Genomic DNA, 15496 nt, shown 5'->3' on the forward strand with positions numbered 1-15496 from the left:
GTTTAACACCCCCCCCAATTTTTTCCAACGTCAATATTGACAATTAAGGGAACAGATAAAGAGGTGACGTTTTCCATGATAGATTGGACGATTTCGGAGACGCAAGGAATGTTTTCATCAGGAAGTTCAAAAATTAATTCATCATGAACTTGGAGGACCATGTAAGCAAGTTTTTCTTTCTTAAGTGCCTCATGCACCTGGATCATGGCTTTTTTGATGATATCAGCCTGGCTTCCTTGAAGGGGAGTATTGACTGCTAAACGCTCTGCTGCTGTTCGAATCATTCCGTTTGTACTATGGATTTCTGGGATGGGGCGTTTTCGGCCATACATTGTTGTTGCAATGCCCGTCTCGCGGACCTTTTCCTTTGAACTTTCAATAAAGTTTCTGACTCCTGGATAGCGGTCAAAGTACTTCTTAATAAAGGTGGAAGCTTCTTTGATATTAATTCCAAGTTCTTGTGAGAGACCGTAGGCTTGCTGACCATAAATGATTCCAAAGTTGACAGCTTTAGCTCCGGCCCGCATCTGCTTTGTGACCTTTTCAATAGGTACATCAAAAACAGTAGCGGCTGTCGATGCGTGGATATCTTCATCATGATTAAAGGCAGCAACGAGTTTAGGGTCGTTGCTGAAGTGAGCTAAAAGTCGGAGTTCGATTTGAGAGTAGTCAGCGGAAAGATAAGACCATCCCTCCATTTCCGGCATAAAGGCTTCTCGAATTTTTCGGCCTTCTTTGGAACGAATAGGGATATTTTGAAGATTAGGATCTTGGCAAGATAGTCGTCCTGTTGCGGTTACTGTTTGCATAAAGGTGCAGTGAATCCGACCCGTATCTTCGTGGACTTGGAGAGGAAGAGATTCTGTATAAGTTGAACGAAGTTTTTCAAGGCCTCGATATTCTAAAACCTTCCCTGCAATTGGGTATTCAGCCTTTAGAGAATCTAAGACATCTGCACGAGTACTTTTCTTTTTAGACCCCATGGGGATTGCCAGTTTTTCGAACAGGATTTCCCCAAGTTGTTTCGGAGACTTAATATTAAATGTTTCTCCTGAAAGGTCGTAAATTTCTTTTTCTAAACAGGCAAGTTCTTCGCGCAGTAGCTCTGACATATCTTGAAGTTTTTCGGTGTCAACAAACATTCCATACCGCTCCATTGATACAAGGACTGGAATGAGAGGGAGCTCAATTTCTAGTAGCATCTCTGACAACCCTTTTTCTTCAAGCTCCACTTCAAAGAGAGCCTTTAGGCGACAGGTGTAGTCCACATCTTCGCAGCAATAAGGGCCGACGTCTTCAATCGGGACATCTCGCATGGATTTTTCATTTTTTCCACTTCCAATTAAGTCTTTAATGGGAGTTTTTACCTTTCCAAACTTTTCAAGAGATAATAGATCGAGACCATGCCGGTTTTTTTGAGGTGCACACAGATAAGAAGCAATCATGGAATCAAAGCCAATTGCCTTCAAAGTTATTCCATGGTTTTTGAAAATGTGAAGATCATACTTGATATTGTGTCCGTAAAAGGCAATATTAGGATTTTCAAGAAGTGGTTTAATCTTTGAAACAACCACATCGATCCCTAATTTTCCATTTGTCGGAACATACCATGCCAAAGAGGGAGTAGTGCAAAACCCTACACCAACCATGCGCGCTGCCATCGGAGCTAGCTGGTCGGTTTCCGTATCTATACAGACTGACTTTTCTTGCTGAAGTTTTTTGATCAGAGCATCTAACTCCTCTTCAGTATCAACGATATGATAGGAAAGTTCTTCTTCAAGCTCTGCTTCAGGAGGCTTTTCTAATTCTTGCAGAAGAGTATTAAAATTCATCTCTCGATAGAGAATCTCAAGGGCTCTGGTGTCTGGAGACTTGGGGTGATAAAAATTCTCTTCGGTTGGATGGGGAACATCCACTATGAGTTTTGCGAGTTTTTGGCTGATTCGTGCGTCAGATTCGTGGGCTTTAATTTTTTCTGCTCGCTTTTGGTTTACCATGCTATCGAGGCTATTGAGGAGATTTTCAAGAGTTCCATATTCTTGAAGAAGAGAGGCCGCGGTTTTCGGACCAAACCCTGGGATTCCTGGGATATTATCCGATTTGTCACCCATTATCGCCAAGTAGTCGACGATTTGCTCAGGTTTCACTCCATGAATTTCTTCTACCATTTCTCGGTTGATTAATAGGTTGCCTTTGTTTGTGTTGAGCATAAAGATCTTATCGCTGATCAGTTGACAAAGGTCTTTATCACTTGAGCAAATGAAAACTTCAGCGCCTTGTTTTTCTGACCATTTGGCAATAGCTCCTATGACATCATCAGCTTCAACACCTTCCTCAGATACATAAGGAATCCCAGCCATTTCACAGAATTGGTGTGCCCAACCCAGCTGAGGAACAAGATCTTCAGGCATCCCTTCCCGATGGCTCTTATATTCCTTATATATTTCAACTCGTGATTGTTTGTTGTTGGGACCATCAAAAACAGCGACGAAGCCTTCAGGGGAAAACTCTTTGATAATTTTTTGGACCGAGCGGATGAATCCATACAGAGCATTTGTCGACTCTCCCTTCTTGTTTGTCATCCCTCGAATGGCAAAGTAAGAGCGAAAGAGAAAGGAAACTGCATCAAGGATATATATATTTTTCATAACGCCATTCCCTTGATATCAACCCGGTTTGTATAGCTTTTTCTATGGATTGATAGAATTTAAGGGTTATTCATTGCCTGCACTCCATTGAAGGGCAGGCGAGTAAAGGTAAAGAGAGCGGTTCATGAGCTCGGGGTTTATATCTGCAGGAAGAGCAAGCTCGTGTTTAACCTTTCCAGTAAAAATTGGGGAGCTTCCCTCAATGAGACCAGATAGTACCGGATGAAGAACCTTTAATTCAACGACTTGGTAGTCGCCTTCAATTTTAGCCTCTTTTACAAGAGCTTGAAGGGATTTGCTATAGCTGCTGTTTCCATCATCAATGTAGCCATAATCTTGTGCTTTGACAGGGTCGTAAACTTGAGCACCGTGTTCACTAACAAGCTTAGCTCTGCTCAGTCGCGGACGAGCTGATGTGACGAGATTTACAAAGAGATTATAGTCGTAGGCAACAATATCACGCAGAGACTGGTCTTCTCCAGGTTTCCATTCACGGTAGGGGCTGAGCATGTCTTTGTCTATTCCCTTTGTGATTGTGAGCTGTTTGACTCCATATTTTTCCATCAGACTAGCAACGTTAAAATTTGGGCCCATTAATACACCCACTGAGCCGATCACTCCGACAGAAGCAGAGAAAATCTTGTCTGCACTGCAGGCGATCATCATCCCCCCAGAGGCACACATTCCATCAACGTAGGCGTAGATTGGAACTTTATATTTTTCTTTATAGTCTACAAGGTTTTGGTAAATGTCGTGGGCATCAAAAGCTGTCCCTCCAGGGCTGTTGATGTGGAGCAGAATCGCTTTGACGCGGTCGCCTTTTAGCAGGCCTTCGCGTGAATCTAGAAGTTGGGCGTGCACTGTTTTTGCATTCAAATCTTTCGATCCAATGACTCCATGGATATTGAGCCTAAACACTGCAGGATCCGAGTGAGGAAGCAAAGAGCGATTTCCCTCAGCATCTGCTGCAATAATCAGCTGAGTCTTATCAGAAACCATTTGTGGTTTTGAAAGAATACCTACAACGATTCCAATAATAATTACACCAACAAGCACTCCGATGAATCCAGCAAAAACATTGCAAAAAGATCTCACTGCCGATACAAAAATCGACTCACGCTTAACTTCCATAACTTTCCTTGTAAACAGAGATTAAAATTACCTCATCGTAACGAAGTTTTTAATTTGCTTCAACCACAGATGACGTTGCAGGAATTTTTAAATCCTTGTCGACAACGGCGGTGATACAACTGTCAGACCAAACATTGAGCGCTGTTTCAACCATGTCAAAGAGTGAATAGAGAGGGAGAATAATGCCCATGAGTTCTACCGGAACGCCCATCCCAATTAAAAATGCTGAGGTAAGAAAAAAACATCCCATTGGAACGCCTGCGTTACCAATAGCAGCGAAAGAGGCAAGGAAAATCCATGGGATCATTTGCAAGGGGCTAAAGACAATCCCCTGAGATCCACAGACAAAAAAGAGGGTGATTAAAATGAATGCAGCGCATCCATTCATATTGATAATGGAGCATAGGGGCAAGCTAAAGCTTGCCGTTTTATCTGACACGCCAAGGCGGTTTTTTGCACAGTCAAGAGCAAGCGGGAGAGTAGCATTCGAAGACTTTGTAAAAAAAGCCATTGTAAGAGCTGGGAACATTGCCCGCGCTGTTCTCATGGGAGATCCTCCTCGCAGTTTCATCATCAAAGGGAGGACAATCAAGCCTTGAATAAGGTTTGCGCCAATGACGCATAATCCATAAAGCATGAGTTGTTGCAACTGAGCAGCATTTCCTTTGATGCTTTGAACAAATTGGATGGTAAATGCGAAGATACCAAGCGGCATGAGAAAGATAAGAGCTGATGTAACTTTTAAAAGAGCTGAAAAAAGAGCCCCGAATAGATCGCGTAGAAGATGGTTCTGCTCTTGGGGGAGCTTTAATATTGCAATACTAAAGATTGCTGCTAGAAAGGCCATTCCCAATACATTGTTTTCCAAAAAAGGCTGCACAGGGTTTTCGGGAATAATTTTCATTAGGAAAGAGAGATAATTCCCTTGTTTAGGAACAGCGACTGCGATGGCTTCACCTAAATTGACTGGTTGAATGATCCAAAAAAGAATCATGCCAATCGTTGCCGCAATGAGGGTTGTTGCAATAGTGTACGTTAATATGCGCCTTAGAAGAACGCCTGCTTCGCTTAGAGATGTCATTCGAGAGAGGGTAGAAACAATTGCTAAAAAAATCATAGGCAAACTAATCAACTTGAGCATGTTAATAAAGAGTTTGCTTATGGCATCAGCAAGGCTAGCAACAAAGGGAAGATTAAAAAAACCGAGGATTCCCCCAAGTAGAAGGGCAAGAGTCATCCCTAAATTAAAATAGTTTTTCTTCATGAGGTGGTTCCACTACTGGAAATATCATTATAAAGGGACGATGATATCAGGAAGAGGAATTAATTAGAAGATGCACGTTTCTTAAACTGAAGGAGCTCAACAAAGGCAAGGCAGCCAAATAGGACAAAGAGGAAGTAGAGCTGAGGAGGAAAAGAAATCTTTAAAACGAGTGCTATCAACACACAAAATTGCCCTGCAGTGGCAATTTTCCCCCAGAGGACAGACTTAACTTCAAGGTTTCTCCAAGCGCCAGTGATTCCAAGATAAGAGAGGAATAGAAAGAGGAAAAAGTCTCGTGAAAGCATCGTTGCGACTTGCCAGGGAAGGATATGGTATTCATAAAGGAGAACTGCTAGAACGACGTAAACAAAAAATTTATCCATTAGAGGGTCTAATATTGCACCAAACCTAGAAGTGAAGTGGTAGCGGCGGGCCAAGTAACCATCGACGCAATCAGAAAGCATGGCTAATATAATGACAACCGTTCGAAGAGTTGTACTCTCTATGATAAAAAGGAGCGCTAAAGGTGCTCGCAAAAAAGAGATACTATTCGGCGGATTTAACATCGTATGAGTATTTATGCCTTGTGTTCCTATGAATCAAGCTTCGACTTATCGGTTAGGCGAGCTTGTTTTTTTCTATATTTCTTATACCAGACAAAGGCAATTACCGTCACACCGAAAGCTAAAAATATAAAAAGATTTAGGGTTTTTACCTTGGAAAGGAGGATTTCGTAGTTTTGTCCCAATCGATAAAATCCAAAAAAGCAGACGCTTGCCCATATGGAACAAGCGAGTGCATCACGCACAATAAACTTTTTAAAGTTTGCTTTACTCATTCCCGTCGTCATAAAAATGCAGTTCCGGATACCAAAAGGAATGAACCGTCCCACTAGAAGCGTCAATAGACCATACTTTTCATAAAACTTTCCGACTTTCTCCAACCTTTCATCAGGAAGCAGCTTGGAAAAGTAGCGGATCTTCAGCAGCTTGATGCCGATCTTTCGGCCAACCCAGTAGCAAATCATTGCGGAAAAATATGTTCCAAAGAGAATGCTCACGAATAAAATAGCCGTATGCTCGGGAATCAAAGTTGCTGCCAAAAAAGCAGTTAAAACCATGATTACATCAATGCTAATTGGGATATTTAGCCCTGCCAGCAAGATGAGAATGAAGACCATTAAAGGGGCATAGGAGCTGTGCTCAACAATAAAATTTACCAGTGCTTCCATAGCGCTCATTATCCCATAATTTTCATAAAACTAGAAGACAAAATTGACAAGTATTCTGCTGAAAAGATAAAAATGTGTATCCAAATTTTTATTTGGAGATAAAGATAAAATTCAAAGCTTTTTTATTGTCGATTAGCGTAGGTGTATCTGCTCTTTTTGCTGTTACTGATACTCAGCATCAAGATCTCCAGAACCGTGTTACGGCTCTTGAAGAAAAACCTATCACTCCTTCTTACCAGTGTGCAGAAAATAGATAGGGTTTTTTCTTAACATTGGCCCAGGAGTTAGTGTGGCTCAAGCAATTTTTCCCTATGATAATAGATTTAGAGTGAAAAACCATTTTCACTCTAAGGTCTACATGGCAAGATTTATTTCTTGGTCTCTGCTGGGATAAGTCGTTTTATAATGACCGCTTTTGTGTAAGCATCTGGGCAGGGTACGAGCAAGGAATCAGTTTTCAGCAAAATCGATTCATGAATCCCCAGTATGACTTTACATTAATTGACCTAAGTCCTGCTATTTCCGCTTTTGGCAGTGAAGGTCCAAACTTCTTTACTGACCGTGGGAATATGACAACATCAGGATGAATAGCCTTTAGTTTTTGATGTAAAAAGTTTTTTTGGAGCAACACCGGAGAAAAAGTCTAAGACTTTTTCTCCTTTTAGTTTGAAGAGAGGTAGAGAAAGATCTATAGGGTGATATTCTTCCGTTTTAATCTCAGGGTTATTGTCTCCTCCAGGTTGAAAAAGATGTTTTGGGGAAGGCACTTTTGGAGCAGAGGCTATTTAGCGGTAAGCTCAGGAAATATTACGGATGAGATGATTCAGTCATACATTGACGGACAAGAAGGTGAGCCTCTACAAGATAATAGCTGATTTCAAATCGACCCCTAATGAACCCCTCGATTTATAGGCGAGGCGTTGTTTAGTTCTGAGAAGCAAGAGGTGGTCGATATAATTGGTAATGAGACAATGCTGATATTTTGGAAACAAAGATATAACCTTTCGAATATCATCGTTTGAAAAATGTTGAAAGACGTCCTTGCACAAGAAAAGATCTGCTTCAGGGAGTAGCATATTAGAAAAATTGCCATGCTTAAAAACAATGTTGGGCTTAGCAAACTTCATTTGGTTTCTGTCGATTGCATCTTTAACAACATCGATCCCCAAGTATTGAATTTCAGTCCAATCGATATATCTAGAAAAGGCCCAGTCCCCACACCCAAGATCTACAACAGTTTTGATATTATTTTCTTCTAAGAATTCTTGGAGATACTCTACGTATTCTCAGGTAATCTCAATCTGCAATCCGCTAAGAGAAAATCCTGATTCGTCCCAATGGCCAATTTTGTAGAAATTAGAAAATAGCTGTTCGCGGCTTGGTTTCCCAAAAAGCAGAAGTGGCATTAAGAGGGCATTAAATAGTAGAGACTTTTTGAGTAGCTGTGTCTTCAATGGGTGTTGGTTCTTCTTCTTCGATATCGATTTTTTCATCTTGCTTTGTGAGGCGGATAAATTGGCGACCAAGGGATTGTGCTGCAACGATCCAGCCAAGGACGACAAGAAGGAGGAAAGCGCCCACAAAGGGCGTGCTAAGGGATACGGTTCCAAAGACCATTAGAAGGCTTCCATGGATAATCGATCCTCCAGTTTTTCCTAGGCGAGACCCTACTCCATCGATAGCGGCTTTTCCTTTAAACTTTGACTCGGAACTCAGTGGGATGAATGAAATCTCTTTTGTCGCATCAAAGAGGGTATATTTGCACGCCCGTGAGAATACATTTTGAACTGTTCCAAAGAAGACCCCTAAGGCAAGCGGTGTAAAGCCGAGAACAGCGCTCCATTTAATAAGAGCAGGGTTTTCTTTAAACAGCATAATGCCGAAAAAGAAAATTCCCGTAACTAGAAGAGCAATTGGGGTAATCAGAGCACTAAAGGTCCATCCCATCTTTCGGATCATATTTCCACTAATAAAGATGGCGATAAATGTGGAAAGAAACCCTATCCATTTAAGAACGCTTCCCATGTACGCGTTGAAGTCATTAGGATTGGGATATAGGAAAGAAATCTGATCCTTCCAAATAATCTCAATCATGTTAATGGCGAGGTTGAAGCCGATCACTAGAGCTGCTATACAAAGGAGATATTTTGATTTTGCAAGGTAACTAAAGCTTTTTCGCATTCCCATTTTGACCTTTTTTCGTTCACTTTGCTTTTTTACGTGTTTTTCTTTCATAGCGGGGTCACGGTCGACCACACGGGTGTTATACCATCGAAAGATCCCGATGGATAGAAGTCCTGTAAAAATGACAATGGTTGTGACAAGGCCGAGGCTTTGTCCCCAAGCATCTTCTCCGAAGAAGAAGGAAAGGTCGAACAGTTGTCCTGAGACAAGAATTGCAATCTGCCCAGCAAAGATGGCGGAGGCATTTGCTCCGACCCCTAAGATTCCGTAGAACCGTTTGGCATCTTTAACAGTCATAATTTCATTGGCAAAGGCCCAAAAAAGGACAGACATGATGGCTGTTCCCCAAAGTTCTGACATCACATAAAAGAGGGTGAAGGACCAGTTGCGAAACATTGCAATAAGCGCTTGAAGTTTTGGTGCTATAGCTTCTAGTTGGTTACAAAGCGCGTGGGGATGTATGGCCTCTCTAAGGGGATAGAGAATAAGAGCAAAAACGGCAAAAAAGGACAAAAAGCTCCCGATCATAATGTAAAAAACTTTTTCCTGGGAGAATCGGTTAAAAAGGCGAGTGAACAGGTATGTGACTAAAAGAGCCATAGGGAGAATAGCCCAGATCTTAATAAAAGGAATCACAGCGGCTCCTGAGGAGTTAGCTGTAATTACAAGAGCGTCCTTGGCCGCTTTTAGTAGGCTGTAGTTAAAACAGATTAAAGCATAAAGAATCAGAAGAGGAACAAATTTTTTAATTTCCCATCGATGAATAGGCCATAGATAGAGGCGCCAGCGACTGAACTCTTCACTACTCTTGGAAGACATAAGCCCCCTGAACGAAACTACATAATTGTTGGGGATTGCAAGAAGCCTTGAATGCTCGATGAGAAAAAAAGAACTTTTTTTCTAAAGGGCAGGCTAGTCTCACAACAGGCCTCGCCTCAAAAGATTTTTTAACATTACTGTCCCGGCTGGAATATCTATACGGCCCGACATTATAGCATGAACAGGTTATTTGACAATGGGAATTATACCCAAATTTTCGAGACTTTTTAAGGGGAGGGGAAGAGTTTTTTAATTTTAATTTGCGATCTATTTAAGCACAGAAAATTGTTGATAGTATAATAAAATCAGGTAGTGGTCAGATTTTGAGTAGTAGGGTTTTTAGCGATGGACGGCTCTTCTTCAATATCAATTTTTTCATCCTGCTTTGTGAGGCGATTAAATTGGCGGCCAAGCGATTTTGCAGCAACGATCCATCCAAAGACGACGAGAAGGAGGAAGATACCAACAAAAGGTGTGCTGAGGGAAACGCTTCCAAAAACCATTAGGAGACCCCCATGGACAATTGATCCCCCAGTTTTTCCTAGGCGAGATCCTACTCCATCGATAGCCGCTTTCCCTTTAAACTTTGACTCGGAGCTAAGCGGGATAAATGATATTTCTTTTGTTGCATCAAACAATGTATATTTGCAGGTCCGCGAAACAACATTCTGAATTGCTCCAAAAAGGACTCCAATGGCAAGGGGAGTAAAGCCTAGAGCGGTACTCCATGAGATTAAAGAGGGGCTGTCCTTAAAAAGAAGGATGCCAAAGAAACAGACCCCAGTAATTAGCAGTGAAACAGGCGTAATAAGAGCACTAAAGGTCCATCCCATCTTTCGGATCACATTTCCGCTCACAAAGATTGCTACAAAAGTGGAAAGAAATCCTATCGATTTAACAACGCTTCCCATGTAGGCGTTATAGTCATTGGGATTGGGATGAAGGATGCTGATCTGGTCCTTCCAAATGATTTCAACCATATTAATGGCAATATTGAACCCAACCACAAGGACTGCTATGCAAAGGAGGTATTTTGATTTTGCAAGATAGGCAAAACTTTTGCGCATTCCCATTTTTACTTTTTTTCGTTTGGCGTGATTCTTTACGTGCTCCTCTTTCATTGCCGGATCGCGGTGAATGACACGAGTGTTATACCATTTGAAAAACCCCATCGTTAGGAGTCCTGTAACAACCACAATAGTGGTGACAAGACCCAAACTTTGTCCCCAAGCATCTGCTCCAAAAATGAAAGAAAGGTCGAACATTTGCCCGGAGACTAGAATCGCAATCTGTCCGGCAAAGATTGCAGAGATATTGGCTCCGATTCCTAGGATCCCATAGAATCGCTTGGCATCTTTAACGGTCATTACCTCATTGGCGAAGGCCCAAAAAAGGACCGACATGATGGTTGTTCCCCAAAGCTCTGACATTACATAGAAAAGGGTAAAAGACCAATTGCGAAGCATTGAAATCATGGCCTGACATTTTGGGGCAATGGCTTCCAACTGATCACAAAGCGTATGGGGATGTATGGCGTCACGTAAGGGGTAGAGGACGAGAGCAAAGACAGCAAAAAAGGATAAAAACCCCCCGATCATAATGTAAAAAACTCTTTCTTGAGAAAAGCGGTTGAAAAGACGGGTAAAGAGATAAGTGACCAAGAGAGCCATGGGGAGGATCACCCAGATCTTAATAAAAGGAAGAACCGCGGCCCCTGAAGAGTTAGCTGTAATCACAAGGGCGTCTTTTGCAGATTTCAGGAGATTGTAATTGAAACAGATCAGAGCGTAGAGAATTAGAAGGGGAACAAATTTTTTCATTTCCCATCGATGAATAGGCCATAAGTAAAGGCGCCAACGACTGAATTCTTTTCTATTTTCAGAGGACATAACGCCCCAAAGTGAAATTGTGTGATTGTAAAAGTCCGCAAGGAGCTGCAAAATTTTGTTGAGAAAAAAAGAACTTTCTTTCTGAGGGGCAGCCTAGTCTCACAACCGACCTCGCCTCAAAAGATTTTTCAACATGATGTCCCTGCGTAAGTGCGTGTATGCCCCGGCATTATATCATGAGCAGGTTATTTGACAATTGGTATTATTTGGGTGTAAGGGCGTCGACTCCGGGAAGATGGCCAAATTCAATAAACTCTAAAGATGCGCCTCCCCCAGTAGAAAGGTGAGTAAAACTTTTTTCTAATTTTAGATTGCTAATAGCTGCAACAGAATCGCCTCCTCCAACGATCACATCTCCCGACATCATAGATAAATTTTGAGCGAGCCTTTCTGTCCCATGGGCAAATGAAGGTTCTTCAAAGACTCCCATCGGGCCATTCCAAAAAATTGTTGCTCCTTTGCTCAAAAGGGGTGTCCACTCCTCGACTGTTTGGGGACCAATATCCATCCCCTTCCATCCCTTTTTGACACCATCTTTCGAGAGAATCATTTGGATATCTTGATCATTGGTAACAACTAAATCTTTGGGAAGGTGAATCTGAATGGCTTTTTCTTCGCAAATTTTTAGGAAAGACTTTGCATTATCGATCATTTCATCATCGCAAATAGAATCGCCAATAGAGAGTCCCATTGCTTTGAAAAAGGTAAATGACATCCCACCCCCGATGAAAATCCCGTCTATTTTTTGAGATAACGAGTTGAGGACAGCTAACTTACTTCCAACTTTGGCCCCTCCAATAATGGCATAAAAAGGACGTTTGGGGTTCAAAACAACTTGAGAAAGGTACAAAACTTCCTTTTCCATAAGGAAACCCATTGCACTGGTTTTTGGAAAAAATTTGGTGATTCCCACAATAGAGGAATGGTTTCGGTGGGCAGCTCCAAAGGCATCGTCAACGTAAACATCACCTAGTTTCGCAAGGTTTTCGGCAAATTCAGGTTCTTCATCCGGGTGCTCTTCTCCCTTATGAAATCGAAGGTTTTCCAACAGGAGGACTTCGCCCATTTGGAGGTTCTTTGCAATACTTTCGACATCACTCCCTACACTATCTGGAGCTAACATGACGTTTCGCTCCAAGATGTTAGATAGGTGTTGAGCCACTGGCCGTAAGGATAAGTTGGGATTGACCTTTCCTCTTGGTCTTCCAAAGTGGCACATGAGGATTAGCCCCCCCCCCTGGGCGAGTACATATTCCATTGACGGAAGAGAGGCCTGAATTCGAGCATCATTCGTAATCATTCCCACATCATTGAGGGGAACATTAAAATCGACCCGCATTAGTACCTTCTTCCCCTTGATGTCTAGATCTTGAAGGGAAAGTTTCATAAATTTGAAAAGGGGTTGGAAGCTTGTGAAAAAAGATTTCCCTGCTTCCGCTTTTTGAGCTCGGAGCGGAGGGAGAAAAGGAGGTCTTGATCAAAGTTTTGATTTGCAGCCCAACGGAGGTATTCAACAGGGATATCACCAAATAGACGTCCCTTGTGTTTGCCAAGAGGCATGAGTTTGAGGGCAATTGGCTTCTCGAGACGCTTCATGAGTTCTTCTGTTGTCTTAAACTTTCGGCTTAAGTGTTTAAAAACCTCAATGTTTACGATGACATCATTCATTGCACGGTGTGCCCCATAAGCTTCAATATTGAAGTGTTTGCGGAGTGTTTCAAGAGAGTTTGTAGGGCTTTCTCCATAGAGTCGGGCCATGCGGAGCGTATCGATATATTTTTGTTTTAATAGGTTAGATCCGACGTATGATCGTTTTGATTCTGAATCCAACAGGGTTAAATCAAAGGAGATCCCATGCCCCACAACAATATGATCCCCAATAAAATTTAAATAGTCTGCAACAACGTCTTTGGCTGAAGGTTTCCCCCGGACCATCTCATCAGTAATGTGATGGATTTCGATTGTATGTTTAGGGATCAAAATGCCCGGATCGATGAGGGCTTCTTTTGAATCGAGGATCCCGTCAAAAGTGAAGATGGCGGCCGCAATTTCAATGAGCCGATCTTTTTTGGGGTCAAGTCCTGTCGATTCGCAGTCAAAGCAGATAAATGTATCTTTGTGGATTAGTCCCATAACGCCTTATTCACTTCATGGATAAGTGCTTCTCTGCACTTCCCTTCTTTTATAGAGTACAGTACGGGCGGCAATCCACTCAAGGTTTTCTCTCCTTCGATGCGCTTTAGTGAGGCATGCCTTTCTGATTGAGTGAGTTTATCTCCCTTTGTCAGGATAAGTAGAAGGGGCATGTTAATGTACTGTGCCCACTCAATAAACTGTCGATCTTCGATTGTGAGTTCTCTTCTAGAGTCAAGGAGAAAAATAATCAACTTCAGCCCGCGCTCTTTTAAGTATTTGTCAATCCATACCCCCCACTCTTCTTGAAGACTCTTTGAGGTTTTGGCATACCCATATCCTGGAAGATCAACAAGTACAAGGGAACCGTCAATCACAAAATAGTTGATTCTCTGTGTTTTTCCTGGCTTTGATGAAACTTTTGCAACGGTCTTTGAACGGAGAAGATGATTAATGAGAGAGGATTTCCCTACGTTAGAGCGCCCCACAACAGCAATTTCAGGGAGCTCTATATCAGGGAGCTCATCAGTTTTGAGAGCAGATGTTAGAAATACGGCCTTTTTAAAGAGGACTTTCTTCATAACGGATCACCCGCTCCTTTTCCCCGTGGTATTCAATCTTGATCATCACTCGATTCGGTGGCAGTATCGGAGCAATTCTTTCTGGCCACTCTACTAAACAGAGAAAACCAAAGTATTCATCGAGACCGCGTTCAAGGAAATCTTGCGGCCCCTTTAGGCGGTAGCAATCGAAGTGGTATAGAGTTTCTTTTCCTTCATAAATATGGAGGTAGTTGAAAGTGGGGCTATTGATTTCAAAAGGAGGTAGGCCTGTAACTTTTGAGGAGATTCCCTTAATAAGCGTTGTCTTTCCCGCCCCTAAATCTCCCGTAAAACAGACGACTTGATTCTGAGGAAGTAGTTGACCAATTTCCTCTCCAATGGAAATAGTTTCCTCTGGAGATTTACTGATTCTCTTCAATCCAACGAGCGACATGGGTCTCAAACTCATCATGGGCACTCATCGCTTCGACAAACGCAGAGATTCTAGTATCGTCGAGTTGTTCTTGAATAAAAGCTAGGAAGTGTTCCTCAATCTGATAGCGGTTTTGAGATGGTACGTCGACAAGCTCCATGCTCTTGAGCTGATTTTTTTCAAAGTCATCAAGCACTGCTTTTTTGCTGTTAAATAGCTTTCCAGTTACCCCGGACGAAAAGACGACCTTAGAAATAGGCTCGCGTCTCTTCTGAATGTAGTTTTTAATAACATCAGGATCTTCAGAAACAAAAAAGCGTTTCACCTTTATCCCGTCGAGTCTTTCCTTGTTTTCAGGGCATTTTGATACCCAATCGTAGATCGCATCTTGAGGATTAGGGTGCGTATTATCCCCAAAAACTTTTCCAGTAAAGGGGCAGATGTAGATTTTTTTCGTTGCTGCATTGACCGATTGCGCACCAACTTGAATCTTTATTTCAGTCTCACGCCAAAGTTTTCCGGTTTCTTCGAGTCTTTTCAAGAGCTCAGTTTTGCTCTGAAAGATTGTCTTCTCTCTTAAGAATAGGACAGGCTGGATATTGTATTTTTTTTCAAGAAAGAAGAAGTAAGTCGTTAATAGATCCGACTTTTTGTGTTTCTTCAGGTAGTCAGCCAGGAGATCTTTCAGACTTGGGGTAATGATGGTGCTTACCATTTTCATGTAATCCTTGATTCAATTTTGCCAACCTATTCTATCGGAAAAAATCTTTATCTTCAACCCTGAACCTAGCCCCCATTTAAAGATCTTTTTTCATCCGACTTTTTTGTTGGTTTATTTGCTCTTAGGTGGCTAATTGGGAGCCTGTGTTAAGAAGCTTCTTTTGGTTGATGAACTCAATGCATTTACCGTGCCAGTAGTTATTGTAACTAATTTTTTCAGAAAGGTTCATCCATAAAATGGAAAAAACTATAGCTGATATGCCCCCGTAAACGGAGGTCCAGGGCCATTGGCTGGTCCGGAGAGTAGCAGGCCACCCATCGGAGATCCCATGGTCTCTATTCTTTGAACGTGGAGCCACCCTAGCATGTCTGAGGGATTTTGGGCTTTAACAATTTCTCAATAAATCAGTTCTTAAGCTGCGTGTTTACGATAATCTTTATTTTCATTTTGTACCAAAACGATTCGGTTAAATGGGACAGAAGGCATCCAAGAACTTCTCTG

The 15496-nt window shown here is 42.0% G+C and carries 14 protein-coding genes and 1 pseudogene; 2 read left to right on the forward strand and 13 right to left on the reverse strand.

Translation table 11 applies throughout. The features are described 5' to 3' along the window. Nucleotides 1-2: 2 nt before the first annotated feature. From polA to R2I63_RS06375, 5 genes are all read right to left on the reverse strand, one after another. Entirely contained in the window at nt 3-2648 is a 2646-nt protein-coding gene (gene polA, locus R2I63_RS06355; RefSeq protein ID WP_316355923.1) for a DNA polymerase I, read from the reverse strand. A 66-nt stretch (nt 2649-2714) separates the two neighbouring features. Continuing rightward, nucleotides 2715-3779, reverse strand: coding sequence for a S49 family peptidase (locus R2I63_RS06360; protein WP_316355925.1), 1065 nt, complete (start codon nt 3777-3779; stop codon nt 2715-2717). Between the two features lie 49 nt (nt 3780-3828). Next, entirely contained in the window at nt 3829-5043 is a 1215-nt protein-coding gene (locus R2I63_RS06365; protein WP_316355927.1) for a dicarboxylate/amino acid:cation symporter, read from the reverse strand. 59 nt (nt 5044-5102) lie between these two features. Next, nucleotides 5103-5609, reverse strand: a complete 507-nt coding sequence (locus tag R2I63_RS06370) for a CDP-alcohol phosphatidyltransferase family protein (RefSeq protein ID WP_316355929.1) — start codon at nt 5607-5609, stop codon at nt 5103-5105. A gap of 26 nt (nt 5610-5635) precedes the next feature. Then, nucleotides 5636-6274, reverse strand: a complete 639-nt coding sequence (locus R2I63_RS06375) for a DedA family protein (protein WP_316355931.1) — start codon at nt 6272-6274, stop codon at nt 5636-5638. 92 nt (nt 6275-6366) lie between these two features. On the opposite strand from R2I63_RS06375, the gene R2I63_RS06380 reads away from it, so the two are divergent. Continuing rightward, nucleotides 6367-6531 (forward strand): hypothetical protein, encoded by a 165-nt coding sequence (locus R2I63_RS06380; protein WP_316355932.1) that lies wholly within the window; start codon nt 6367-6369, stop codon nt 6529-6531. A 477-nt stretch (nt 6532-7008) separates the two neighbouring features. After that, nucleotides 7009-7149: pseudogene (locus R2I63_RS06385) on the forward strand (transposase); the annotation flags it as partial. Here R2I63_RS06385 and R2I63_RS10665 read toward each other — a convergent pair. From R2I63_RS10665 to R2I63_RS06420, 8 genes are all read right to left on the reverse strand, one after another. Beyond that, complete coding sequence (locus R2I63_RS10665; RefSeq protein WP_445083679.1) at nt 7132-7518, reverse strand: class I SAM-dependent methyltransferase; 387 nt, start codon at nt 7516-7518, stop codon at nt 7132-7134. The pseudogene R2I63_RS06385 and the gene R2I63_RS10665 sit on opposite strands and share 18 nt — an antisense overlap. A 172-nt stretch (nt 7519-7690) precedes the next feature. Beyond that, a complete protein-coding gene (locus R2I63_RS06390; RefSeq protein ID WP_316355933.1) occupies nt 7691-9277 on the reverse strand; it encodes an Npt1/Npt2 family nucleotide transporter in 1587 nt (528 codons plus the stop codon). Between the two features lie 305 nt (nt 9278-9582). Next, nucleotides 9583-11166 carry an Npt1/Npt2 family nucleotide transporter gene (locus tag R2I63_RS06395; RefSeq protein ID WP_316355934.1) on the reverse strand — a complete coding sequence of 528 codons (1584 nt, stop codon included), beginning with the start codon at nt 11164-11166 and terminating at the stop codon, nt 9583-9585. Between the two features lie 202 nt (nt 11167-11368). Continuing rightward, nucleotides 11369-12553: a phosphoglycerate kinase gene (locus tag R2I63_RS06400; RefSeq protein WP_316355936.1), complete on the reverse strand. Its 1185-nt coding sequence runs from the start codon at nt 12551-12553 to the stop codon at nt 11369-11371. Continuing rightward, nucleotides 12550-13299: a putative quorum-sensing-regulated virulence factor gene (locus tag R2I63_RS06405; protein ID WP_316355938.1), complete on the reverse strand. Its 750-nt coding sequence runs from the start codon at nt 13297-13299 to the stop codon at nt 12550-12552. Before R2I63_RS06405 ends, R2I63_RS06400 begins: the two co-directional genes overlap by 4 nt. Then, nucleotides 13290-13880, reverse strand: coding sequence for a ribosome biogenesis GTP-binding protein YihA/YsxC (gene yihA, locus R2I63_RS06410; RefSeq protein WP_316355941.1), 591 nt, complete (start codon nt 13878-13880; stop codon nt 13290-13292). Before yihA ends, R2I63_RS06405 begins: the two co-directional genes overlap by 10 nt. Beyond that, nucleotides 13861-14295 carry a tRNA (adenosine(37)-N6)-threonylcarbamoyltransferase complex ATPase subunit type 1 TsaE gene (tsaE, locus tag R2I63_RS06415; RefSeq protein WP_316355943.1) on the reverse strand — a complete coding sequence of 145 codons (435 nt, stop codon included), beginning with the start codon at nt 14293-14295 and terminating at the stop codon, nt 13861-13863. The genes yihA and tsaE overlap by 20 nt, the downstream gene beginning before the upstream one ends. Then, nucleotides 14264-14995 carry a DUF2709 domain-containing protein gene (locus R2I63_RS06420; protein WP_316355946.1) on the reverse strand — a complete coding sequence of 244 codons (732 nt, stop codon included), beginning with the start codon at nt 14993-14995 and terminating at the stop codon, nt 14264-14266. The genes tsaE and R2I63_RS06420 overlap by 32 nt, the downstream gene beginning before the upstream one ends. Nucleotides 14996-15496: the final 501 nt, after the last annotated feature.

Source organism: Candidatus Neptunochlamydia sp. REUL1, from assembly GCF_963457595.1.
GTDB lineage: Bacteria > Chlamydiota > Chlamydiia > Chlamydiales > Simkaniaceae > Neptunichlamydia.

Coding starts and splice junctions, on each gene's coding strand:
- tsaE (WP_316355943.1), bottom strand. CDS start 14,295: ATGTCGCTCGTTGGATTGAAGAGAATCAGTAAATCTCCAGAGGAAACT.
- R2I63_RS06375 (WP_316355931.1), bottom strand. CDS start 6,274: ATGGAAGCACTGGTAAATTTTATTGTTGAGCACAGCTCCTATGCCCCT.
- yihA (WP_316355941.1), bottom strand. CDS start 13,880: ATGAAGAAAGTCCTCTTTAAAAAGGCCGTATTTCTAACATCTGCTCTC.
- R2I63_RS06360 (WP_316355925.1), bottom strand. CDS start 3,779: ATGGAAGTTAAGCGTGAGTCGATTTTTGTATCGGCAGTGAGATCTTTT.
- R2I63_RS06400 (WP_316355936.1), bottom strand. CDS start 12,553: ATGAAACTTTCCCTTCAAGATCTAGACATCAAGGGGAAGAAGGTACTA.
- R2I63_RS06370 (WP_316355929.1), bottom strand. CDS start 5,609: ATGTTAAATCCGCCGAATAGTATCTCTTTTTTGCGAGCACCTTTAGCG.
- R2I63_RS06390 (WP_316355933.1), bottom strand. CDS start 9,277: ATGTCTTCCAAGAGTAGTGAAGAGTTCAGTCGCTGGCGCCTCTATCTA.
- R2I63_RS06420 (WP_316355946.1), bottom strand. CDS start 14,995: ATGAAAATGGTAAGCACCATCATTACCCCAAGTCTGAAAGATCTCCTG.
- R2I63_RS06395 (WP_316355934.1), bottom strand. CDS start 11,166: ATGTCCTCTGAAAATAGAAAAGAATTCAGTCGTTGGCGCCTTTACTTA.
- R2I63_RS06365 (WP_316355927.1), bottom strand. CDS start 5,043: ATGAAGAAAAACTATTTTAATTTAGGGATGACTCTTGCCCTTCTACTT.
- polA (WP_316355923.1), bottom strand. CDS start 2,648: ATGAAAAATATATATATCCTTGATGCAGTTTCCTTTCTCTTTCGCTCT.
- R2I63_RS06405 (WP_316355938.1), bottom strand. CDS start 13,299: ATGGGACTAATCCACAAAGATACATTTATCTGCTTTGACTGCGAATCG.